The organism is Mesorhizobium sp. WSM4841 (assembly GCF_055811515.1).
Window position 1 is genome coordinate 40,361 of sequence record NZ_JBVVQC010000023.1, and the last position, 21,333, is coordinate 61,693.

The following is a 21,333-nucleotide window of genomic DNA, read 5'->3' on the forward strand; positions in this document are numbered from 1 at the left end:
GCCGTCGATAGAAATTGCAGCTCAAAGGGATCGGAGGAAGCTATCGCCCTCCATGATCGCCATTCTCGACAGGTTCCGTGATCTGCTTGAAGACCTCGGTGGCGATCTCGGCGTGACGGACCCGTCTCGGGGCTGGTTGTTGCGGGAGTGACTTAAGGAGCCCAATCAGCGATGGCTGAAGGGCGATAAACTAACTGTGCCGCCTTACCCCCAGACGAAAAGCGCCGCCAGGCCGACGGTGCCGATGACCAGCCGCCACCAGCCGAACAGCGAATAGCCGTGGCGCGAGACGTAGTTGAGCAGGAATCGCACGACGATAAGCGCCGCGACGAAGGCCGCCATGAAACCGGCGACGATTATGGGCAGATCGGCGCTGGTCAGCACATTGCGGTTCTTGAAAAGGTCGAAGGCGAAGGCGCCGACCATCGTCGGCATGGCGAGGAAGAAGGAGAATTCCGCAGCCGCCCGTTTGTCGACGCCCAGAAGCAGCGCGCCGACGATCGTCGAGCCGGAGCGCGATGTGCCGGGGATAAGCGAAAGGCACTGGAACAGTCCGATCTGCAGATAGAGCCTGAGCGGAAACCGCTCGACGTCATGGTAGAGCGGCTTCGGCTTGAACCGATCCACCCACAGCAGGACGACGCCGCCGATGATCAGCATGACGCAGATCAGCCTCGGCGATTCAAACAGCACCGTCTTGATGAAGCCATGCGCCAGGGCGCCGATGACGGCCGCCGGCAGGAAGGCGACGAGGATGCCGAGGACGAAATGCCGCGTCACCCGATCACGCGGCAGATCCACCAGCATCTGCCACAGACGATGGAAATAGACGCTGAGGATAGCCAGTATGGCGCCGAGCTGGATCAGGATCTCGAAGGCCTTGCCGGTCGAATGGAAGCCGAGAAAATGGCCGGCAAGCAGGATATGGCCGGTCGACGAGACCGGAATAAACTCGGTCATGCCCTCGATCATGCCGAGCAGCAGCGCTTCGACGATGGTCTGGCTTTCCATGTAAACCTCGGAGTTCGAGTGAGGGCTTTGAAGAACGGCTTGCTTGTCATGGCGCGGAACTCCTCCTATAGGTCGCAGCACCCTGACGGTCCTCTGAATCGGGGCGGCCCTTTGAACCGGGCAGCCCTCTGAATCGGGGCGGCCAAGACTTACCGGCGCAGCCGGCGATTTGCCAGTGCGCTCTATTATCGCGGGACCATGCTGACGCTTTTCCACCACCCGATGTTCGCCACCTGCCGCTTCGTTCGCCTCGCTTTCGGCGAGTATGGAGAGGAGCTGGCGCTGATCGAGGAAAAGCCGTGGATGCGGCGCAAGGAGTTCCTGGCGCTGAACCCGGCAGGCACGCTGCCGATCCTGCTTGCCGAGGGCGACGTGCCGATCGTCGGCGCCATGGTCATCGCCGAATATCTCGACGAGACGCGCGGCGTGCTCAAGCGCGACAAGCGGCTGTTCGCCGAGGACCCGATGGGGCGCGCCGAAATCCGCCGGCTGACCGACTGGTATCTCAGCAAGGCTGATGGCGAGGTGACGCGGCATCTGGTGCGCGAGCGCGTGCTGAAGCCGGTCATGCCGGAAACGGCGGGCGGCGGTTCGCCAGATTCGGCGGCGATTCGTGCAGCGCGCGCCAATATCCGGCAGCACATGAAATATACCAACTGGCTGGCCGGCACACGCCATTGGCTGGCCGGCAACAAGGTCACCTATGCCGACCTCGCGGCTGCGGCTGCTCTGTCCGTGCTCGACTATCTCGGCGAGATCGACTGGCGTGAACATGCTGCCGCGCGCGAATGGTATGCACGGGTGAAATCACGGCCATCGTTCCGGCCGCTTTTGTCCGACCGGGTACGCGGCCTTTCGCCGGTGTCACATTATGCGGACCTCGATTTCTAGAGCGCAAAACCTGCGCGCGCTGATCGACCGCGAGGCTCGGCGCGCCGGTTTCGATGCCGTTGCCGTCACCACGCCAAATGCCATCCCGCAGGCGCCGGCCAGGCTGGCCGAATTCGTCGCCGACGGCTTTCACGGTTCGATGGGCTGGATCGCCGAGACACTCGAGCGCCGCGGCGAGCCGACGGCACTTTGGCCCGAAGTTCGCTCCATCATCGTGCTCGCCATGAACTATGGCCCCGACCACGACCCGCGCGCGGTCCTAGTGAAGCGCGAGCGCGGCGCGATCTCCGTCTATGCGCAGAACCGTGATTATCACGACGTGATGAAAGGCCGCCTGAAAGAGATCGCCGGCAAGATCGCGGCCCGCGCCGGCGGCGACGTTAAAGTGTTCGTCGATACTGCTCCGGTGATGGAAAAGCCGCTGGCAGAAGCCGCCGGCCTCGGCTGGCAAGGCAAGCACACCAATCTGCTCAGCCGCGAGCACGGCTCCTGGCTCTTTCTCGGCACCATCTTCACGACGGCCGAGCTTGTGCCCGATACGCCCGAGGACGACCATTGCGGCTCGTGCCGCGCCTGTCTCGACGCTTGTCCGACCGACGCCTTTCCGGCTCCCTACCGGCTCGATGCGCGACGCTGCATCTCCTATCTCACCATCGAGAACAAGGGCCCGATCCCGCATGAGTTCCGGGAAAAAATCGGCAACCGCATCTATGGCTGCGACGACTGTCTCGCCGCCTGCCCGTGGAACAAGTTTGCCCAGGCGGCATCCGAGGCAAAGCTCGTCGCCCGCGCGGACTTGCGCGAACCGCCGCTCGCCGATCTCTTAGCGCTCGATGACGCTGCTTTCCGGTCGTTCTTCACTGGTTCGCCGATCAAGCGGATCGGTCGCGACCGCTTTGTCCGCAATGTGCTGATCGCCGCCGGCAATTCCGGCGAACCCTCGCTCGGCAACGCCGTGTGCGCGCTGCTCAGCGATGCCTCGCCTCTGGTGCGTGGCGCGGCGGTATGGGCGCTGTCGCGGCTTGTGCCAGAGACCGAATTTGCCAAATGTGCGAGCTCTGCACTGAAAGCAGAAGGCGACGAGGCCGTGCGACGCGAATGGCGCCTGGCGCTGGCAAATCAAATCGAGGCGCATGCATGAGCCAGAAGCAGACCTTCATTTTCGGCGCCGGCTATTCGGGCAAGGCATTTGCCCGCGCCAACAGGGATGCCGGCACGATCCTTGGCACGACACGCGCGTCGGAGAAATTCGAAGCGCTGCTGCGGGCCGGAATCCAGCCGCTGCTTTTCGACGGCGCGCTGACACCCGAAATCAGCGACGCGCTCAAAAAAACAACCCATCTCGTCGTCTCGGTGGCGCCGGAAGAGGCCGGCGATCCAGTGCTGAATGCGGCGCGCGGGACAATCGCGGCGGAGATGCCGGCGCTCGAATGGATCGCCTATCTCTCCACCGTCGGCGTTTATGGCGACCACGGCGGCGGCTGGGTCGACGAGACCGCCGAATGCCGGCCGCTGTCGAAGCGCTCGATGCTGCGTGTCGCCGCCGAGCAGGACTGGCTGAAACTGGGTCGGGACATCGGCCGGCCGGTGGCGATCCTGCGGCTTTCCGGCATTTACGGGCCGGGCCGCAATGCCCTGGTCAATCTGGAAGACGGCACCGCGCGGCGGCTGGTCAAGCCGGGCCAGGTGTTCAACCGCATCCATTGCGACGACATTGCGGGGGCGCTCTGGCATCTGCTCAAGGACAATCGCGGCGGCATCTTCAACGTCACCGACGACCTGCCGGCGCCGCCGCAGGACGTCGTCGCCTATGCCGCGGGGCTGATGGGCGTCACACCGCCACCCGAAATTCCGTTCGAGACCGCCCAGCTTTCGCCGATGGCTCGGTCCTTCTATGGCGAGAACAAGCGTGTCGCCAACACGGCGATCAAGGCTGCCGGCTATCGCTTCCGCTTTCCCGACTACCGGGTGGCCTTCGACCATATGTGGGCTGAGGGCAACTGGCGCGACGGCGAGGCGCGCAGCCCGATGAAGCGGTCGTGATCGAAACCGCGCGCCGGGCGTGATATGATTCGACTAAATCGCAGAGGGGTTCTGCCTCATGAAAACGTTGAAGCGATCATTGCCCGGTAGAACGCTGCTGCTAAAGCGCGTCGCAACGCGCTTTAGATCTCTGTCGATGCATGTCGTTGTCCAAAAACCGCTGCGCACTTTTGGGCGACATGCATTAGCAGCGCTCGCCGTTCTCGCCCTGGCAGGGCTTGCAGCACGACCTGCAGCGGCCGAAGAGCTTGCGAAAAACCTGTTCGGCGCCAAAAAGCTGCCGGCCGTTGCTGCGCCGCAATCGATCGGCTTTTATTCCAAGGGCTGCTTTGCCGGCGGCGTCGCCATTCCCCTGGACGGCCCGAAATGGGAGGTGATGCGGCCTTCGCGCAACCGCCGCTGGGGCCATCCGACAATGATCGCGCTGATCGAGAAACTGTCGCGCGACGCCGCGGCCGACGGCTGGCCCGGCCTGCTGGTCGGCGACATTTCGCAGCCGCGCGGCGGCCCGATGCTGAGCGGCCATGCCTCGCACCAGATCGGCCTCGACGCCGACATCTGGCTGACGCCGATGCCCGACCGCAAGCTTTCGCTCGAGCAGCGCGAAAACATGAGCGCCACCTTGCTTGTCGATGAAAAGAACCACCTGGTGAAAGATGCGCTCTGGGTGCCGGCGCATATGCGGCTCCTGAAGCGCGCGGCAAGCTACGCGGAAGTCGAGCGCATCCTGGTCAATCCCGGCATCAAGAAGAAGCTCTGCGACACGGTGAAAGGCGACCGCGCATGGCTGCGCAAGGTCAGGCCGTTCTGGGGCCACGACTATCACTTCCACATCCGCATCGGCTGCCAGCCCGGCTCGCCCAATTGCAAAGCGCAGGAAAACACGGCGCCCGGCGACGGCTGCGACCAGTCGCTGGCCTGGTGGTTCACGGAGGAACCGTGGCGTCCCAACAAGAACCCGGATAGGCCGAAAGCGCGCGACCTGATGACCATGGCGAGCCTGCCCGCAGCATGCCAGGCGGTGCTCGATGGGCCAGATCCGGCTTCGGCGGAGGCGGTCACCTATTATGGCGACGGCGTGCCGGTCGCGGCTGCACCCGTTCTCATGACGGCTCCGGCGCCGGCGCGGGCATCCGCAAGCGGCGGAGCAGCGCTTCCGGCCTCGGTCAACGCCTTCGCGGCAACGCCCGAGATCGGCATTCCACTGCCACGGCCGCGGCCGGGGAACTGAGGCGACATTAGGGAAAGGCGGTCGAGGGTGCTCTCAACGCAGCGGCGCTCTCACGTAACGGCATGGATCCATGCCGATACAGTAGTCGAGAAGTGCAGCGATCCAGTGGTTGCTTGCGCGTCCGTCTAAGCTACATTTGACCCCATCCTGCTCTGAATCTTGGGCGCCGCATTTCGAAAACCGATTTCCCTTTCCCGGGTCATGCGCTAGTCAACGAAAGAACGGCGGAACGCCATTGGGAACCGGGACGGACGAGAGCATGCCAGGCGACGACGACACAGCGCTGCAGTTTCCGGTCCTGATCGGCGACATTGGCGGCACCAATGCGCGCTTTTCGATCGTGCTCGACGCGAACTCGGTACCAACCGAACCGCAGATCGTCCAGACCGCCAATTTCAACACGATCGACGAGGCGATCCAGGCGGCGGTGCTCGACCGCTCGTCGGTCCGGCCCAACTCCGCGGTGCTGGCGGTGGCCGGTCCGGTCGATAGCGACGAGATCCCGCTCACCAACTGTCCGTGGATCGTCAAGCCGCGAAAGATGTTTGCCCGCCTCGGCCTCAGCGACGTCGTGGTGCTCAATGATTTCGAGGCGCAGGCGCTGGCCGTCGTGGCGCTCGGCGAAGAGCATATGGAAAAGATCGGCGGCGATGCGCCGGAGCCCAATGCCGGACGGGTGGTGCTCGGTCCCGGAACCGGGCTTGGCGTCGCCGGCCTGGTCCACGCGCTGAACCACTGGATTCCGGTGCCCGGCGAGGGGGGACACATGGACATCGGGCCGCGCTCGCCGCGCGATTTCCAGGTCTTTCCGCATATTGAGAAGCTCGATGGCAGAATCTCCGGCGAACAGATTTTGTCCGGACGCGGCCTGGTCAATGCGTATCGGGCGGTGGCCAAGGCGGACGGCAAGCCGACGCCTTTCACCACGCCGGCCGAGGTCACCGCCGCGGCATTGGCCAAATCAGATCCGGTGGCCGAGGAAGCGCTGTCGATGTTCGTCACCTGCCTGGCGCGCACCGCCGGCGACCTTGCGCTGGTGTTCATGAGCCGCGGCGGCGTCTTCCTGACCGGCGGCATCGCGCAGAAAATCCTGCCGGCGCTGAAAACCGGCAATTTCCGCGCCGCCTTCGAGGACAAGGCGCCGCACAGCGAGCTGATGCGCACCATGCCCGTCTATGTGATCACCCATCCGCTGGCAGCGCTTTCCGGCCTTGCCGCCTATGCCAGAAACCCGTCGCTGTTCGGCGTCCAGACCGCCGGGCGGCGCTGGCGGGCCTAGATGACGACAGAAGCCGCGGCGAAGTTTTGCCGGCCTCTGCCATAGGCAAGCCGCCGCCGGGGCGCTAAGAGGATTGCCGAATTGGCCCGGCCGCGGAGCCGAACCGACATCACGGAACGATCCCGACTTGAACCAGTCGCCAAACCACCAAGCCAAAGCCCGGCCCGGCCAGATCGTGGCGGTGATCCGCCGCATCATCGCCGAGAATAGCCGCGACTATCGCTGGTATTATGTTCTGGCGGTTCTGTGCCTGGTGACGGTTGCGGCCACGACTGCCTTCACCGCCTGGATCATGAAGGATGTCGTCGACCAGATCTTCTATGAGCAGCGCGGCGATCTCATCGCGCTGATCTGTCTATCGATCCTGGGCGCCTTCATGCTGCGCGGGCTGGCCACCTACGGCCAGGCGGTGACGCTGGCCAGGATCGGCAACAATCTGGTGGCCCGATACCAACGCCGCATCTTCGCTCACCTGATGAAGCTCGGCATCGGTTTCTTCAACGACACGCGCTCGGGACGGCTGGCCGCCCAGATCAACGAGAATGTCAACGGCATCCGCGACCTGCTGTCGATGACGCTGACATCAGTGGCACGCGACGCCGTATCGCTCATCGCGCTGATCGGCGTCATGATCTGGCAGGATCCGATGCTCTCCTTGATGTCGCTGCTGATCGGACCGCCGCTGATCTACACCGTCGTCTACCTCACCCGCAGAATAAGGCGCGCCACGCGCGAAGCCGTGCAGATAAACTCGCGGCTGATCGGCGCCATGCAGGAAGCAACGCAAGGCATCGCCATCGTCAAGGCGTTTACGCTGGAGGACGAGCTGTCGCGCCGCGTCAGCGGCCTTGTCGACGGTGCCGAGCAACGGGCAAACCGCATCGCCCGCGTCTCGGAACGGTTGACGCCGATCTCCGAAATGCTGGCCGGCTTCGCCGTCGCCGGCGTCATCGCCTATTCAGGCTATCGGGCGGCCGTCGGCGGCCAGCCGCCTGGCGCCGTCTTTGCCTTCATCACCGCATTGCTGCTCGCCTACGACCCGGCCCGGCGGCTGGCGCGCATGCAGGTCGGCATGGAACGGGCGCTGGTCAATGCACGCATGATCTACGAGCTGCTCGACCTCGAGCCGCAGCAAGGCGACGCGGCCGGAGCGGCCGAAGCGAAGATCACCAGGGGCGAGGTGCGTTTCAACAATGTGTCGTTCAGCTATGTCGCCGACGCTCCGGTGCTGCAGGATCTCAGCTTCGTCGCCGCCGCCGGCAAGATGACGGCCATCGTCGGCGCCTCGGGCGCCGGCAAGTCGACGCTGGTGGCGCTTCTGCAGCGTTTCCACGATGTCGAAGCGGGCAGCATCGAGGTCGACGGCCAGGACATTTTAGAGGTGACTAAGCAGTCGCTGCGCTGCTCCATCGCCTATGTCTCGCAGCAGCCCTATCTGTTCGAAGGCACCATTCGCGACAATATCCGCTACGGACGGCTGAGCGCCAGCGACGCCGAGATCGAACTGGCCGCACAACAGGCCGAGGCCGATGGCTTCATCCGCCAGCAGCCGCTAGGCTATGACACCCCTGTCGGTGAAGGCGGCCTGACGCTGTCGGGCGGCCAGCGCCAGCGCCTGTCGATCGCCCGCGCCATCGTGCGGCAGGCGCCGATCCTGCTGCTCGACGAGGCGACCTCGGCGCTCGACAACGAGGCCGAAGCGCGCGTCCAGCAGGCGCTGACCCAGGTTATGCAAGGGCGCACGACGATCGTCATAGCGCACCGGCTGTCGACGGTGGTCAATGCCGACCACATCATCGTGCTGGAACAGGGCCGGCTGGTCGAACAAGGCACGCATGCCTCGCTGATGGCCGACCCGCACAGCGTATATGCCCGGTTCCACCGGGTGCAGGGCAACAAGGGGCTGGGGCTTGTCGACGACGGCACGCCAATCCACATTCCGGTGCGGCGCGCGAAAAAAGCGATTGGGAGAAATTTATGAGCGGTACGGCCACAAACGACCTCCCCGTCAATGAAATGGGCCTGGTGGTGGTCGGCGCGGCCGGACGCATGGGCCAGGCGCTGATCCGCGCCATCCACACCGTACCGGGCGCACGCGTCGCCGGCGCGATCGAGCGGCCCGGCTCGCCACATCTCGGCAAGGATGCCGGCGAGCTTGCCGGCATCGGCATTATCGGCGTGGCGATCGGCGACGATCCGCTGCCGGCCTTCGCCAAGGCCGACGGCGTGCTCGATTTCACGAGCCCGACAGCAACAGTCGAATTCGCTGGCTACGCGGCGCAGGCGCGCATCGCCCATGTCATCGGCACCACCGGCTGCTCGGCCGACGACAATGCAAAGATAGCGGCGGCGGCGCGCCACGCGACGATCGTCAAGTCAGGCAATATGAGCCTCGGCGTCAATCTGCTGGCGGTGCTGGTGGAGCAGGCGGCGCGTGCGCTCGATGCCGACGATTTCGACATCGAGATCCTGGAAATGCATCACCGGCACAAGGTCGACGCGCCCTCGGGAACGGCGCTGCTGCTCGGTGAAGCCGCCGCCACCGGGCGCGGCATCGATCTTGACGGGAACAGCGTGCGGTCGCGTGACGGCCACACCGGCGTGCGAAAGGCGGGCTCGATCGGCTTCGCCACGCTGCGGGGCGGCTCGGTGGTCGGCGACCATTCCGTGGTGCTGGCCGGCACCGGCGAGCGCATCACGCTCGCTCATCATGCCGAGGACCGGGCGATCTTCGCCCGCGGCGCGGTCAAGGCCGCACTGTGGGCACGCGGCAGGAAGCCGGGACTGTATTCGATGCGGGACGTGCTCGGACTCGCCTGAGACGATCTGATCCACAAACTGAAGGAGCAAAAATGTCGGGAACTCTCGTGCTCGTGCGCCATGGCCAGAGCGAATGGAACCTGAAGAACCTTTTCACCGGCTGGCGCGATGTCGACCTGACCGAACTGGGCCACGCCGAGGCCAAGGAGGCGGGCGCCAAGCTGAAGGCGCGCGGCATGAAGTTCGACATCGCCTTCACGTCGTCGCTGATCAGGGCGCAGAAGACCTGCCAGCATATTCTCGACGCCGTCGGCCAGAGCGATCTCGAGACGATCCGCGACCAGGCGCTGAACGAGCGCGACTATGGCGACCTCTCCGGCCTCAACAAGGACGACGCGCGCCAGAAATGGGGCGAGGAGCAGGTGCATGTCTGGCGCCGCTCCTACGACGTGCCGCCGCCCGGTGGCGAAAGCCTGAAGGACACCGGCGCGCGCGTCTGGCCCTATTATCTGCACGACCTGCAGCCGCATGTGCTGCGCGGCGGCACCGTGCTGGTGGCGGCGCACGGCAATTCGCTGCGCGCGCTGATCATGGCGCTGGACGGCAAGTCGGGTGAGGAGATCGTCAGACTGGAGCTCGGCACCGGCGTGCCGGTCATCTACAAGCTCAACGCTGATTCGACCGTGGCTTCGAAGGAAGTGCTGGAGGGGTGAGCCGGCGCGCGGGCGTGTTTCTTGATTGAGCAAAAAAGCGCGTTGACACTCACCCCTTGCCCGCCTAAAGAGCCCGCACCAGCCCAGATGGCGGAATTGGTAGACGCGCACGGTTCAGGTCCGTGTTCCGCAAGGAGTGGAGGTTCGAGTCCTCTTCTGGGCACCATCATCTTGTAAGTACCTGATTTCATTCAGGTTCTGATTCGCTTTCCAGTTCGGCCCTGTTGTAACAGTGACTGTTATAGTCGGGGCTCGAACAGGATGGCGACACTGCCCGAACGGATGATGACGCGCAGCGGCACTTTTTACTGTCGCATTTGGGTTCCTACGGACATTGCCCCTATATACGGGCGTCAAATTGTGGTCCGGTCCTTGCGCACAAAAGATCTGAAAACAGCCAAGTGCCGTCTCGCTCGCAAGAGCGTCGAACTGGAAAACCGGTTCGACGAAATTCGTGCTGATCAGATCGCCGGTGTCAATCTTGGCGTTGCAACGCCGCCACCCTCCCGAACGCTCCGTGCCGGCTTCTGCGAGATCGCCCGTGAACACGCCATCGCGGCGAGCGATCAGGAGTTCTCCCGCCGTGCGGAGCTCTTCAGCCAGGCGACCGCGGCTCCCGCTCGGTTCTGGCGCGGCGAGTTCGGACCGCTGCCGGTGCCGGCCGACTTCGGGCACGACGAAGAGGATGCCTATACCTATTTCGATCACCTCGTTGCCGAAGGAGATCTCGAAAATGTCATCGCCTTCGTCAATCGCTTTCGTCTCCGGAAGCGGATCGAGGCGCTGCAGAGCATGCGGGCGACCGGGAACCTTGGCGAATTGGTCGCGATCGCTGACAAGCGCATTGCAGGGATGAACCGCCCGGATGCGATCGCTCTCTCCCGATTGCTGCTTGAGGAGGAACTCGACGCACTACGGGCGATTGTCGAGGGCCAGCCCGACCCTTCGCTGGGCGATCTTCGTGCAGGCAATTTTCGGCAGGTGGAAAATCCTGAGGCGCCTAGCTTGGGCAGTTCCCTGCCGACGGCACCAGCCGCCAAGCCGATCTCGCTCGACGAACTCTTCGAGCGCTGGGAGGCGGAAACCGATCCGAGCGCCAGCACGCTTTCGAGCTGGCGGGGTATCACTCGTGACCTCAAGTCGTTCGTCGGCGACAAGGCGGAGGACATTGCTCGCATCACCACCGAAGATATCGTCGGCTGGAAGGACAAGCTCGTCAAAGCCAACAAGGCGGCGGCCACAATCTGCGAGGCTATCTCGGCTGCGCCCGTCCGCTGTTCAGGTTTGCCGTGGCGAACAGGCTCGCGGCCTCCGCTCCCTCCCAGGGCATCAAGGTCGCGCGCAAGACGAAGGCGGGCACGAAGATGCTCGGCTATAGCGGCGAGGAGGTGGCTCGTCTGCTGGACCTGGCCAGCAATGCTTCTGACCCCGGGAAGAAGTGGCTCCCCTGGCTGGCAGCCGCGACAGGCTCGCGGATCGGGGAAGTGGCACAGCTCCAGGGCAGTCACGTATTTGAGGAAGACGGATTTCAAGGTCGTCAAGATCACGCCCGCAAGTGATGCCGGCAGTATCAAGAATGCAGAAAGTGAAAGGACGGTGCCGATCCATCCTGCACTTCTCACAGCTGGCTTCCTGGAATTCGTGGCGGAGAAGGGACAAGGTCCGCTCTTCTACGGCCGCTCGTCAGGCGATCCAAAGCGAAAGCACGCCTCGAAAGGCGTTGCCAACCGCCTGGCGACCTGGATTCGAAAGAATGGGTTTTCCGATCGACGCAAGGCGCCGAATCATGCGTTGAGGCACTGGTTCAAGACCGAAGCGTCAAGGGTTGGCATTTCTGACAGCGTGGCCGACGCCATTCAGGGCCACACCGACAGCAGTTCCTCGGGTGTCTACAGGCATATCGGCTTGGCCCTGATGGCATCAGCGCTCGAGAAGATCGAACTGCCACCGCGCCGCGGCTTGCCCTTAGACGCTTAGAGCTGCTGGAGCAAGCTCGTAACCTCCTGGTTGCGCCAAGAGCGGTTATCGCCGAACCACTGCTCAGACGTCGCATTTGGGGGCCGACAAACCAACCCGCTGCGCGGGATGGGCGCGCGCGGTAAGGGCTCGCGCTCGCCCGCGAACTGCTCGCCGTCGCGAGCCCACCGCCTGTGGCCCGTCCTTCCTTCCTCGGGGACTTTCGTACGCCTGCCGGCGCCCGAAACTCTTTCCTGCAACTGGCGCAATCCCCGAAAGTCCTGCGGAACCGTTGCGCAGGCCTTCACCTCGATACCGACGACCCGACCGCGTCGATCCTCGATCACGACGCCGACCTCGTCCTGATCCTTGGTCCGGTAGTGTGAGAAAGACACCCGTCGCTCTGACCACGATGCGAGCTTCAGGAATTTCCGACACCACGAAGCTCTCGAGAAAGCACCGAACCGCGATCGGTCCTACGTCCTTCATCTACGGCCGGTCACAAGATTGTCAACAATCTTTAAAAGTTTTGTTGACAGGTGATTGATTTGAGCCTTCACTCACAAAAGTCCGCGTATCGGTCGAGTTCTGTCGCAACAATGCGCGGCCTCCAAGGGGAAGAACAATGATCAACAGACGTTCAATAATCACATTCGCCGCGCTCGGCGCCGTCTCCGCGCTGGCAATCATGGCCGGCGGCACAATCACGGTGCACGCCGCCAACAAGGAACTCAAGATCGGCTTTGTCGGCGTGACGAGTGGCGCGGCCGCTGCGTGGGGCACATCCAACGTCCGCTCGATGCAGACACGCGCCGCCTGGATCAACGAAACCGGCGGTGTGAAGATTGGTGACGAGACCTATGACATCAAAATCGTCACCTTCGACGACCAGAAGGACCCGAAGCGGGCGATCGCCGGCATGGAGAAGATGGCCCAGGAGGGCATCCACTATGTCGTCGGTCCGAATGTCGACGACGGCGCGGCGGCGGTGCGTCCCGTGGCAGAATCCAAGGGCATCATCTATTTTCCCTACGCATTCCCGAAGGAACTCTACACCCCGCCGGCGTCCAACGCCGTGCTCGGCATGATCGCCAACTACCAGTCGGCTCCGGCGATCTACAAATATCTCATGGAAAACAGGGGCGTGAAAAAAGTTGCCTTTGTCGCCGCCAACGAATCCGATCCGCTGAGCCAGCGGGATGGCGGTGTTGCCGCGGCAAAGGCGCTCGGGCTCGAGGTTGTGGCTGCCACGGATGTCTACCAAAACGATACCCGCGATTTCACGCCGGTACTGACGCCGATCGTTTTGCAAAAACCGGACCTGCTGGTGCTTTCGGGTGTCGCGCCCGGCAATGCGCCGCTGCTGATCCGCGCCGCGCGCGAGCTCGGCTACGAAGGTCTGATCTCCACCGAAACGGCGCAGGATGCCAAGGTGCTGGAAGAGGGCGCGGGCGAGTTGGCCAACGGCTTCATCTCAGTCGGCGGCGCATCGACGCCCGAAATCGCGTCCGACACGATGAAGGAGTTCGTCGACCGCTATACGAAAATGTTCGGCGAATACAATGACGAGTCCAACACCAAGGTCTACGCGCTCGAATACATCATCGAGACGCTGAAGGCGAACCCGGCCGCGATCGACAATGTCGAGGAGTTCAAGAAGACGATCGACACTTTCTCGGCGCCCAATCCCTATCTGAAGGGCGATGCCAAGCTGACCTATGTCGGAATGACGTCGTTTGGCCAGAAGCGCCAGCTTTCGGTCCCGATGGTGGTCACGGAATACCGCGACGGCAAGTTCGAGACGCTCTTCGTCGCTCAAGTCGATTGACGCACTGCACTGAAGCGGATTGCCGCAGAGGCTCGTGCATTCGCCTTGAGCCTCTGAATGGCCGGGAACCATCCTGATGGAACAAGTCATCGCCAACGGGCTTTATCTTGGCGCGCAATACGCCTTGATCGCGCTCGGTCTGACCCTGATCTTCGCGCTGATGAACGTGCTTAACTTTGCCCATGGGCAGATGTACGTTCTCGGCGGCTTCGTCACCTACACCGTCTATGGCCAGCTCGGCATGCCTTTCGTCGTCGCGCTCGTCGCGTCCGGTATCACGCTGCTGGTCATTGGAGCGCTGGTCGAGAAATTCCTTTTCAGAACGGTGATTAGGCGAAGCGTGCGGGAGGAAAGTACGATGCTTCTCGCGGCGGCGGTCGCATTCTTCCTCGACGCCGTGATCCTCCTCCTGTTCGGTGAAAAGCAGCGCGGCGTGCCGAAGATCGTCAACGGCGTCTTCGTCTCCGACAGCCTCATAATGCCTTACGACCGGCTTCTGGTCGGCGCACTCGCCATACTGTTCATCGCCTCCTTCGTGCTTTTCATGCAGTACAGCAAGCCGGGACGCGCCATGCGGGCGCTGGCGCAGGACCGGGTCGCGGCGCAGCTGATGGGCGTCGAGGTCGACCGCTATTCGATGATCGGCTTTGCGCTCGGCGCCATGCTTGCCGGCATAGTCGGCGGGCTGCTGGTCGCCATCACCGGCGTCAATTCGGGCATCGGCGGGCCGATCTCGATCAAGGCGTTCTTGATGGTGATGATCGGCGGGGCCGGCGTGGTCAGCGGAGCGATCGCCGGCGGCTTCATCCTCGGCATGATGGAATCGGTCGGCCTGACGGTGCTACGCCAATATGGCGACGTCACTTATCTCGTCATCTTCGCCGCGCTGATGGTGTTCCTGAGCATCCGCCCGAACGGACTCATGGGCAAGCCGTGGGGATGATGGACATGAAGCGTACACGCAATATCCTCGCCGTCGCTGTCTTCCTGATGGTCGTACTCGTCGGCGTGCCCTGGCTGATCGAGGCGACCGGTCGGCTCGACCTCTACTACACGCTGACCTCGGTCGCGCTGCTCAGCATCGCCAGCGCCGGGGTGTGGGTGACTTTCTACATCGGCCGCATCAATATCGGCCAGGGCGCCTTCGCGCTTATGGGCGGCTATGTTTCGGCCATTCTTGTCGTCCAGTATGGTGTGTCGTTCTGGCTGACACTGCCGCTGGCTGGGCTATTCTGCGCCGCTGCAAGCGTGCTGATCGGACTGCCCATCCTCAGGCTTCGCGGCGTCTATTTCGCGATGGTCACGCTGGTTTTGACCGAAGTGGCGCGGCTGCTCGCGCTGGCACTGCCGATCACCAACGGAGCCAAGGGTATGGTCAGCATTCCGCTCCCCGGCGGCATCTCGATCTTCGGGCTGACCATCCTTCCGGATTTCGCGACGCTCGCCAATCCGCGTCCCGCCTTCTATCTGGTGTCGGTTGTGCTGATGGTGCTGTGCTTTGCGGCGCTCTACCGCCTAGTTCATTCGCGCATCGGCAAACTCTGCCAGTCGTTGCAGCAGAACGAGGAACTGGCCTCCTCTATCGGCGTCAACATCGCCTATCTGCGCGTTATCGCCTACGCCATCTCCTCATTCCTCGGCGGTCTCGGCGGTGCGATGTTCGTCGCCATCTCGCAGTCGATCTATCCGTCGAGCTTCACCGTCACCGACTCGGTGAACTTCATGCTGAACTGCTTCCTCGGCGGGCTCGGCCACGTCTTCGGGCCGATGATCGGCACCTTCGTGCTCTATTTCGGCTGGGATTTCCTGTTCGAGACCGGCGAGTTCCAGTTGCTGATCTTCTCTTCGGTGCTGATCGCGCTGATGCTGTTCCTTCCCAACGGCCTGCTCAGCCTCAGGCTGTTCGGCAAGAAGCAGGGCTAGGACCATGGCCGAGCTTCTCCAGATCAAGGCCGTGACCAAACGCTTCGGCGGGCTGGTCGCGGTCAACAATGTTTCCTTCGCGGTCCGCGAACGCGAAATCCTCTCCGTCATCGGCCCCAACGGCGCCGGCAAGTCGACGCTGTTCAAGCTGATTTCCTCTTTCCTCAATCCGACCTCGGGCGAAGTGCTGTTCCGAGGAGAGCGGATTTCAGGCCTGGCGCCGCATATCGTCGCCCGGAAGGGCGTGGTGCGCACGTTCCAGGAGACGACGATCTTCAAGGGCATGACGGTGCGCGACAATGTCATCATCGCGCATCACCTGCGTTCCAATGCCAGCCTTGCCGGCTTCTATCTCGGCACGAATACCGCACGGCGCGACGAGGACGAATTCGGCCGCTCGGCCGACGAGATCATCGACTTCCTCGATCTCGGCGCGCAACGGCATGAGATCGCCAGCACGCTGCCGCACGGCCATCTGCGCGCGCTCGGGATTGCCATCGGGCTCGCCACCAACCCGACCGTGCTTCTGCTCGACGAGCCCTTCGCCGGCATGAACCATGACGAAACCGTGCGCGCGGTGGAGATGGTGCGCGGCGTGCGGAAGCGCGGCGTGACTGTCCTGCTGGTCGAGCACGATATGCCCGCCGTCATGAACATTTCCGACCGCATCGTCGTCCTGAACTTCGGTGTGAAAATCGCCGAGGGAACGCCGAAGGAAATCCAGGAGAACGAAAAGGTCATCGAGGCCTATCTCGGCGCCGAAGATGAGACGATCGGATTTTAGCCATGAGCGAACTGCTGAAAGTCTCCGACGTCGAACTCTACTACGATCATGTCTATGCTTTGAAGGGCGTGTCGCTAAACGTCAACGAGGGCGAGACCGTCGCGCTGATCGGCGCGAACGGCGCGGGCAAATCCTCGATCCTGCGCGCCATCACTGGCCTGAAGAAAGTCCGCAGCGGCGAGATTCATTTCCGGGGCCACCGCATCGACGGAACGCGCCCGGACGAGCTGGTCAGGATGGGCATCGCCATGGTGCCGGAGGGTCGGCGCGTCTTCTCCTACATGACGGTGCGCGATAATCTGATGATGGGCGCCTTCACCCGCACCGACAAGTCCGAAATCGCCAGGACGCTGGACATGGTGCTCGGGCGATTTCCGCGCCTGAAGGAACGCTATTCCCAGACGGCGGGCACGATGAGCGGCGGCGAACAGCAGATGCTGGTGATCGGGCGGGCGCTGATGGCCAAACCGAAGCTTCTGCTGCTCGATGAACCCTCGCTCGGCATCGCGCCGAAGCTCGTCCAGGACATCGCCCGCTCCATCGTGGCGATCAATCGCGACGAAAAGGTCAGCGTTCTCTTGGTCGAGCAGAATTCGCGCATGGCGCTGCGCATCTCGCAGCGCGCCTACGCACTGACGACCGGAAAGATCGCGCTGGCCGGACATTCGGCTGAGCTGCTTGGCGACGACCGGGTCAAGAAACTCTATCTCGGCGGCGAAATATGAAAGCGCAAATGGACATACTCGTCGTCAATCCCAACACCACCGCGTCCATGACCGAAAAGATCGGCGAGGCGGCGCGCGGCGCGGCTTCGGCCGGCACCAGGATCATCGCCGTCAATCCGAAGGACGGGCCGCCGAGCGTCGAAGGCTATTTCGACGAGGTCTTCGCCATCCCGGGAATGATCGGCGAGATCCAGAGACATCCGGCGGCGAGCGCCTGCGTCATCGCCTGCTTCGACGACACCGGCCTCGACGCAGTACGCTGCGTTGGCGAGATGCCGGTGGTCGGCATCGGCGAAGCGGCGTTTCACATGGCGAGCCTGATTGCCGGCAAGTTCAGCGTGGTGACGACGCTGTCGCGTTCGGTGCCGGCGATTGAGCACAATCTGGTGCGCTACGGCCTCGCCAGCCGCTGCGCCAAGGTGCGGGCAAGCGACGTTCCCGTTCTGGAGCTCGAAGTGCCCGGCTCCAACGCCCGCCATCGAATTTCGGAGGAGATCGAGCGCGCCATCCGCGACGACCGGGCCGAAGCGATTGTGCTGGGATGCGCCGGCATGGCCGACCTCGCCGCCGCGCTCAGCCGCGAACATGGCCTTCCCGTGCTCGACGGCGTCGCCTGCGCGGTAAAACTCTGCGAGAGCCTCGTCGGCCTTGGCCTGTCGACCTCGAAGCGCGGCGGCTACCAGGTTCCACTCGAAAAATCCTTCGCCGGAATCTTTGCGCCCTTTTCGCCCACCGGCCGTGTATCCTGATGCGCGCAAAATTGTTGACATTCCCACACAGGATGTTCGATGTCCGGCCGGAAACGCGGTGTTCGCGCCGCTATGCGATCCGGCCGCCGGGACAATGAGACGATGGACCTGCTTGGACCAAAGACACGGGATGGCGACAAGCCGACGATGCGCTGGTTTCCGGTCTATGCCGGCCTGCGCGACGCCATCGTCAGCCACCGTCTCGCACCGGGCACAAAGCTGCCCGAGGACGAACTCGCCTCGATCTATTCGGTGAGCCGCGCGGTGATACGCGCGGCGCTGCAGGCGCTGTCGCATGACCGCTTGGCTCGGCTCGAGCCGAACCGCGGCGCGTTCGTCGCCCAGCCGACCAAGCAGGAAGCGCGCGAGGTGTTCGAAGCGCGGGCGCTGATCGAGCCCAAGGTCGCGGCGCTTGCCGCCGAAGTGGCAAAGCCGGCCGAGATCGCGCAACTGCGGCTTCATCTCCAAAAAGAGCACGAGGCCCTGCATGCCGGCCGCGACAGCGACGCCATAATGCTGTCGGCAAAATTCCATGTCGGCATCGCCGAAATCGCCGGCCATTCGATCCTGACCGGCTTCGTCAAAGACCTGTTGTCGCGGTCGTCGCTGATCATCGCGCTCTACTGGCGCCGCCGCGACACCACCTGCGAAAGCCACGCCCATCACGCCCTCGTCGATGCCATCGAAAAGCACGACGCAAAAAACGCGTCCGACCTGATGCGAAGTCATCTCATCGACCTTCTGTCGGGCCTTGATCTGTCGCTTGGCGAGAAGAAGCCCGAGAGCCTGTCGGACATCTTGCGCTGATCTCCGCTGTCAAACTCTTCGCCGGAGTTCGCCTATGTTCGCACCATGCTGGGCGTGCATAGCATGCATCGACCCATGAGGACTGCTTTTTCGTTCCTGCTGTCATAACAGTAGCGCTCGTTGAGTCCGCGGCGCTGCCCTCCAGCTGCACCTGCTCCTGCTGGGCCATAGAGTCCCTCCCGCACAACGGTCGGGCAACGCGCCCGATCAAAGCTTGACGCAGCGCAGTCGCAGCAAGGATTGGGCAAACTGCCGGTTTTTCTTTTGGCCTTAGATACGACCTGATGCGATCGGTCGATGGCCCTCGCGAGAGGCCAGTTCCAGACTGCAATCTCATGCAACTTTGCGCGAACAAACATCGAACAACGTCATACCGACTTCGCTCACATGCTGCGGATCCGCTGTTCGTGATGGGCTCAGTTGCGCCAAGAGCGACCTTCCGAGCCGAGAACCAAAACTGTCGCATTTGGCGCCGAGAGAGGACCGGCAGCCTCAGGTTTCATAACGAAGATATCAGACGTTCAACCTGCTGGGGCCAGGGTCGCGAACTGACCCTAAGCTGCCGTTTCACGGAACCACCTTGGAACTCCGGCTCGGCGGGACAGCGGACGTTCAGCCACATCCACGTCAGACCTTGCTAGGGAAATGACAAAAGCCCCGGAAGCAGTCGATCCGGGGTCGACCATGTCCTTGTCTGATCAGGGATTATGATGACATCGCTGCGTCGGCCGCCTCGGCGGCGCGCCGTCTCAGCAGGTCATGTTCCCGCCTGTTGCCCGCCAGCGTCGCGGCCGCTTCGAACGCGGCCCGCGCCTCCTCGTAACGGCCGAGCTTGTGGAGTAGGTCGCCGCGAACGCTCGGCAGCAGGTGATAGCCTTTGAGCGCCGGCTCGCGCGCAAGGCGGTCCACGATCACCAGCGCCACTTCTGGGCCCTCGGCCATGCCGACGGCAACCGCGCGGTTGAGGTCGATGATTGGCGAGCGCACGACAGCCGCCAGCTCCGCATAAAGTCCGGCGATGCGCGACCAGTCGGTATCGCCCGCCGTCCTCGCCTGGGCGTGGCAGGCGATAATCGTCGCCTGGAGGACGTAAATGCCGCCGGCTCCGCCTAATTCGCGTGCTCGCCCGAGCGCCTGCATCCCGCGCCGGATCTGGAGCTGGTCCCAGAGTGCGCGGTTCTGGTCCAGCATGAGGATTGGCTCGCCCCCTGCATCAGTACGCGCCGCCGTGCGCGAGGCGTTCAGCTCCATCAGAGCGAGCAGTCCATGGGCTTCGGGCTCGTGCGGCACGATGGAGGTGAGCACGCGGCCCATGCGAAGCGCTTCATTGCAGAGCTGGGGGCGCAGCCAGTCCTCGCCGCTCGCTGCGGTGTAGCCTTCGTTGAAGATGAGGTAGACGACCTCCAGCACCGAGGAGAGCCGCTTTGAGAGCTCCTCCCCGCTTGGGGTCTCGTAGGCCAGCCCCGATTCCGAAAGAGTCCGCTTCGCGCGCACGATGCGCTGGGCGATCGTCGCCTCCGGCAGCAGGAAGGCCCTGGCGATCTCCTCGGTTGTCAGGCCGCAGATCATCCGCAGTGCCAGCGCCGCGCGCGCCCCGTGCGACAGTCGCGGGTGACAGGCGGTGAAGATGAGCCGAAGCAGTTCATCGCCTATGTCGTCGTCCAGGGCCGAGTCGAGGTCGGGCATGGCCTGCTGCTCCTCCTCCATGTCCCAGGCGATAATGTTGTGCTTGCGCTCGAGCATCCGGCTGCGGCGCAGATGATCCAGGGCCCGGCGCTTGGCGGTCGCCATCAGCCAGGCGCCTGGTTTTTCTGGAACGCCTGTGGCGGGCCACCGCTCGAGGGCGGCCAGCAGGGCTTCCTGCGTCAAATCCTCGGCCAATGGCACATCGCGCAGCATCCTCGCCAGACTGGTGATCAGCCGGGGCTGCTCGATCCGCCACACGGCGAGGATCGTGCGATGGGCGTCGGCGACCGTCATGGCCGCCGACCACGTCTACAGGAACGTCGCCTCAAGGGCCGGCAAACGCGCGGACCTCGCACGTGCCCTCCCAATCCGGCATGAAATCCTTGTGGAGCTGCATGAACTCGACCGCCGACGCCACAGCCTCTTCCTTGTTCCGGAACTCCATGATCGCGTAGCCCCCGATGACCTCCTTCGCCTCGACGAACGGGCCATCGATGACGCTGAGCTTCCCATCGGCGATGCGCACCTGCGCGCCCATCGTGACCGGCGTGAGCCCGCCCATGTCGACCATGCGGCCGGCCTTGATTTCCCGGTCGGCGAGCTTGTTCATCGCCTCGATGAGTTCCGCCGTTGGCGGTCCGGCGTGGGCGGAAGTGACGAACGACATGAAGCGCATTGAGAACTCCTCCTGAGGCGAGCCGCGGACGTGATGGCCGCTGAACAGTCTCGCTAATAAGTCGACGAACCAGCCCCCGGCGGATCGACATGCGCTTTGAATAAAATCACGCCCGGGCTCTAAAGACGATGGGCGAGTGAACAGGTCCGATTGACCAACCCCATCTACCCCGACAACTCGTCCAGCGTCGTGAGTTGCGTTGCCGTGTCAATTTTGGCGGCTAGGAGGCTGCTTGCGCGTTCGCCAGCCATGTCGTGGATGCCCGCAGTAC

20 protein-coding genes and 1 tRNA gene are annotated in these 21,333 nt (G+C 63.5%); 17 read left to right on the top strand and 4 right to left on the bottom strand.

Annotated features, from left to right (window positions below; translation table 11 throughout):
- Nucleotides 1-204: 204 nt before the first annotated feature.
- Nucleotides 205-1,011 (bottom strand): undecaprenyl-diphosphate phosphatase, encoded by an 807-nt coding sequence (locus tag AC0L14_RS23620; RefSeq protein ID WP_473485720.1) that lies wholly within the window; start codon nt 1,009-1,011, stop codon nt 205-207.
- Nucleotides 1,012-1,209: 198 nt separating this feature from the next.
- Here AC0L14_RS23620 and AC0L14_RS23625 point away from each other — a divergent pair, with 198 nt between their 5' ends.
- The 10 genes from AC0L14_RS23625 (at nt 1,210) to AC0L14_RS23670 (ending at nt 11,905) form a co-directional block, all read left to right on the top strand.
- Nucleotides 1,210-1,902: a glutathione S-transferase family protein gene (locus tag AC0L14_RS23625; RefSeq protein WP_123145987.1), complete on the top strand. Its 693-nt coding sequence runs from the start codon at nt 1,210-1,212 to the stop codon at nt 1,900-1,902.
- Complete coding sequence (queG, locus tag AC0L14_RS23630) at nt 1,883-3,043, top strand: tRNA epoxyqueuosine(34) reductase QueG (protein WP_473750893.1); 1,161 nt, start codon at nt 1,883-1,885, stop codon at nt 3,041-3,043. Before AC0L14_RS23625 ends, queG begins: the two co-directional genes overlap by 20 nt.
- Nucleotides 3,040-3,945 carry an SDR family oxidoreductase gene (locus AC0L14_RS23635; RefSeq protein ID WP_473750894.1) on the top strand — a complete coding sequence of 302 codons (906 nt, stop codon included), beginning with the start codon at nt 3,040-3,042 and terminating at the stop codon, nt 3,943-3,945. Before queG ends, AC0L14_RS23635 begins: the two co-directional genes overlap by 4 nt.
- A 136-nt stretch (nt 3,946-4,081) precedes the next feature.
- Entirely contained in the window at nt 4,082-5,176 is a 1,095-nt protein-coding gene (mepA, locus tag AC0L14_RS23640) for a penicillin-insensitive murein endopeptidase (RefSeq protein WP_473642014.1), read from the top strand.
- A 259-nt stretch (nt 5,177-5,435) separates the two neighbouring features.
- Complete coding sequence (locus AC0L14_RS23645) at nt 5,436-6,455, top strand: glucokinase (RefSeq protein WP_473642016.1); 1,020 nt, start codon at nt 5,436-5,438, stop codon at nt 6,453-6,455.
- Nucleotides 6,456-6,582: 127 nt separating this feature from the next.
- On the top strand, nt 6,583-8,436 hold the full coding sequence (locus AC0L14_RS23650) for an ABC transporter ATP-binding protein (protein ID WP_473750896.1): 1,854 nt from the start codon (nt 6,583-6,585) through the stop codon (nt 8,434-8,436).
- On the top strand, nt 8,433-9,275 hold the full coding sequence (gene dapB, locus AC0L14_RS23655; protein WP_473485726.1) for a 4-hydroxy-tetrahydrodipicolinate reductase: 843 nt from the start codon (nt 8,433-8,435) through the stop codon (nt 9,273-9,275). The genes AC0L14_RS23650 and dapB overlap by 4 nt, the downstream gene beginning before the upstream one ends.
- A gap of 32 nt (nt 9,276-9,307) precedes the next feature.
- Complete coding sequence (locus AC0L14_RS23660; RefSeq protein ID WP_258121210.1) at nt 9,308-9,928, top strand: 2,3-bisphosphoglycerate-dependent phosphoglycerate mutase; 621 nt, start codon at nt 9,308-9,310, stop codon at nt 9,926-9,928.
- Nucleotides 9,929-10,009: 81 nt separating this feature from the next.
- A tRNA-Leu gene (locus AC0L14_RS23665) sits at nt 10,010-10,094 on the top strand.
- A 95-nt stretch (nt 10,095-10,189) separates the two neighbouring features.
- Nucleotides 10,190-11,905, top strand: a complete 1,716-nt coding sequence (locus AC0L14_RS23670; RefSeq protein ID WP_473750899.1) for a DUF6538 domain-containing protein — start codon at nt 10,190-10,192, stop codon at nt 11,903-11,905.
- Here the strand turns inward: AC0L14_RS23670 and AC0L14_RS23675 are convergent.
- Entirely contained in the window at nt 11,902-12,309 is a 408-nt protein-coding gene (locus AC0L14_RS23675) for a hypothetical protein (RefSeq protein WP_473750912.1), read from the bottom strand. The two genes, AC0L14_RS23670 and AC0L14_RS23675, sit on opposite strands and share 4 nt — an antisense overlap.
- Before the next feature lie 200 nt (nt 12,310-12,509).
- On the opposite strand from AC0L14_RS23675, the gene AC0L14_RS23680 reads away from it, so the two are divergent.
- From AC0L14_RS23680 to AC0L14_RS23710, 7 genes are all read left to right on the top strand, one after another.
- Nucleotides 12,510-13,712 (top strand): ABC transporter substrate-binding protein, encoded by a 1,203-nt coding sequence (locus AC0L14_RS23680; protein ID WP_292209467.1) that lies wholly within the window; start codon nt 12,510-12,512, stop codon nt 13,710-13,712.
- A 76-nt stretch (nt 13,713-13,788) separates the two neighbouring features.
- Entirely contained in the window at nt 13,789-14,655 is an 867-nt protein-coding gene (locus tag AC0L14_RS23685; RefSeq protein ID WP_091600116.1) for a branched-chain amino acid ABC transporter permease, read from the top strand.
- Between the two features lie 5 nt (nt 14,656-14,660).
- Complete coding sequence (locus AC0L14_RS23690) at nt 14,661-15,635, top strand: branched-chain amino acid ABC transporter permease (protein WP_473485728.1); 975 nt, start codon at nt 14,661-14,663, stop codon at nt 15,633-15,635.
- A 4-nt stretch (nt 15,636-15,639) separates the two neighbouring features.
- Nucleotides 15,640-16,419 carry an ABC transporter ATP-binding protein gene (locus tag AC0L14_RS23695; protein ID WP_473485729.1) on the top strand — a complete coding sequence of 260 codons (780 nt, stop codon included), beginning with the start codon at nt 15,640-15,642 and terminating at the stop codon, nt 16,417-16,419.
- A 2-nt stretch (nt 16,420-16,421) separates the two neighbouring features.
- Nucleotides 16,422-17,144, top strand: a complete 723-nt coding sequence (locus AC0L14_RS23700) for an ABC transporter ATP-binding protein (RefSeq protein WP_473485730.1) — start codon at nt 16,422-16,424, stop codon at nt 17,142-17,144.
- 8 nt (nt 17,145-17,152) lie between these two features.
- Nucleotides 17,153-17,893, top strand: a complete 741-nt coding sequence (locus AC0L14_RS23705; RefSeq protein WP_473485731.1) for an aspartate/glutamate racemase family protein — start codon at nt 17,153-17,155, stop codon at nt 17,891-17,893.
- A 102-nt stretch (nt 17,894-17,995) separates the two neighbouring features.
- Nucleotides 17,996-18,700, top strand: a complete 705-nt coding sequence (locus tag AC0L14_RS23710; RefSeq protein ID WP_473485821.1) for a GntR family transcriptional regulator — start codon at nt 17,996-17,998, stop codon at nt 18,698-18,700.
- A gap of 705 nt (nt 18,701-19,405) precedes the next feature.
- On the opposite strand, the gene AC0L14_RS23715 is transcribed toward AC0L14_RS23710, so the two are convergent.
- Together AC0L14_RS23715 and AC0L14_RS23720 are read right to left on the bottom strand one after the other, a co-directional pair.
- On the bottom strand, nt 19,406-20,680 hold the full coding sequence (locus tag AC0L14_RS23715) for an RNA polymerase sigma factor (protein ID WP_473485732.1): 1,275 nt from the start codon (nt 20,678-20,680) through the stop codon (nt 19,406-19,408).
- Nucleotides 20,681-20,711: 31 nt separating this feature from the next.
- Nucleotides 20,712-21,062, bottom strand: coding sequence for a YciI family protein (locus tag AC0L14_RS23720; protein WP_473528309.1), 351 nt, complete (start codon nt 21,060-21,062; stop codon nt 20,712-20,714).
- Nucleotides 21,063-21,333: the final 271 nt, after the last annotated feature.

What these genes read in the sequence shown, in the direction of transcription:
- AC0L14_RS23620 (WP_473485720.1), bottom strand. Translation starts at nt 1,011, where the DNA reads ATGGAAAGCCAGACCATCGTCGAAGCGCTGCTGCTCGGCATGATCGAG.
- AC0L14_RS23625 (WP_123145987.1), top strand. Translation starts at nt 1,210, where the DNA reads ATGCTGACGCTTTTCCACCACCCGATGTTCGCCACCTGCCGCTTCGTT.
- queG (WP_473750893.1), top strand. Translation starts at nt 1,883, where the DNA reads ATGCGGACCTCGATTTCTAGAGCGCAAAACCTGCGCGCGCTGATCGAC.
- AC0L14_RS23635 (WP_473750894.1), top strand. Translation starts at nt 3,040, where the DNA reads ATGAGCCAGAAGCAGACCTTCATTTTCGGCGCCGGCTATTCGGGCAAG.
- mepA (WP_473642014.1), top strand. Translation starts at nt 4,082, where the DNA reads ATGCATGTCGTTGTCCAAAAACCGCTGCGCACTTTTGGGCGACATGCA.
- AC0L14_RS23645 (WP_473642016.1), top strand. Translation starts at nt 5,436, where the DNA reads ATGCCAGGCGACGACGACACAGCGCTGCAGTTTCCGGTCCTGATCGGC.
- dapB (WP_473485726.1), top strand. Translation starts at nt 8,433, where the DNA reads ATGAGCGGTACGGCCACAAACGACCTCCCCGTCAATGAAATGGGCCTG.
- AC0L14_RS23660 (WP_258121210.1), top strand. Translation starts at nt 9,308, where the DNA reads ATGTCGGGAACTCTCGTGCTCGTGCGCCATGGCCAGAGCGAATGGAAC.
- AC0L14_RS23670 (WP_473750899.1), top strand. Translation starts at nt 10,190, where the DNA reads ATGGCGACACTGCCCGAACGGATGATGACGCGCAGCGGCACTTTTTAC.
- AC0L14_RS23680 (WP_292209467.1), top strand. Translation starts at nt 12,510, where the DNA reads ATGATCAACAGACGTTCAATAATCACATTCGCCGCGCTCGGCGCCGTC.
- AC0L14_RS23685 (WP_091600116.1), top strand. Translation starts at nt 13,789, where the DNA reads ATGGAACAAGTCATCGCCAACGGGCTTTATCTTGGCGCGCAATACGCC.
- AC0L14_RS23690 (WP_473485728.1), top strand. Translation starts at nt 14,661, where the DNA reads ATGAAGCGTACACGCAATATCCTCGCCGTCGCTGTCTTCCTGATGGTC.
- AC0L14_RS23695 (WP_473485729.1), top strand. Translation starts at nt 15,640, where the DNA reads ATGGCCGAGCTTCTCCAGATCAAGGCCGTGACCAAACGCTTCGGCGGG.
- AC0L14_RS23700 (WP_473485730.1), top strand. Translation starts at nt 16,422, where the DNA reads ATGAGCGAACTGCTGAAAGTCTCCGACGTCGAACTCTACTACGATCAT.
- AC0L14_RS23705 (WP_473485731.1), top strand. Translation starts at nt 17,153, where the DNA reads ATGGACATACTCGTCGTCAATCCCAACACCACCGCGTCCATGACCGAA.
- AC0L14_RS23710 (WP_473485821.1), top strand. Translation starts at nt 17,996, where the DNA reads ATGGACCTGCTTGGACCAAAGACACGGGATGGCGACAAGCCGACGATG.
- AC0L14_RS23715 (WP_473485732.1), bottom strand. Translation starts at nt 20,680, where the DNA reads ATGACGGTCGCCGACGCCCATCGCACGATCCTCGCCGTGTGGCGGATC.
- AC0L14_RS23720 (WP_473528309.1), bottom strand. Translation starts at nt 21,062, where the DNA reads ATGCGCTTCATGTCGTTCGTCACTTCCGCCCACGCCGGACCGCCAACG.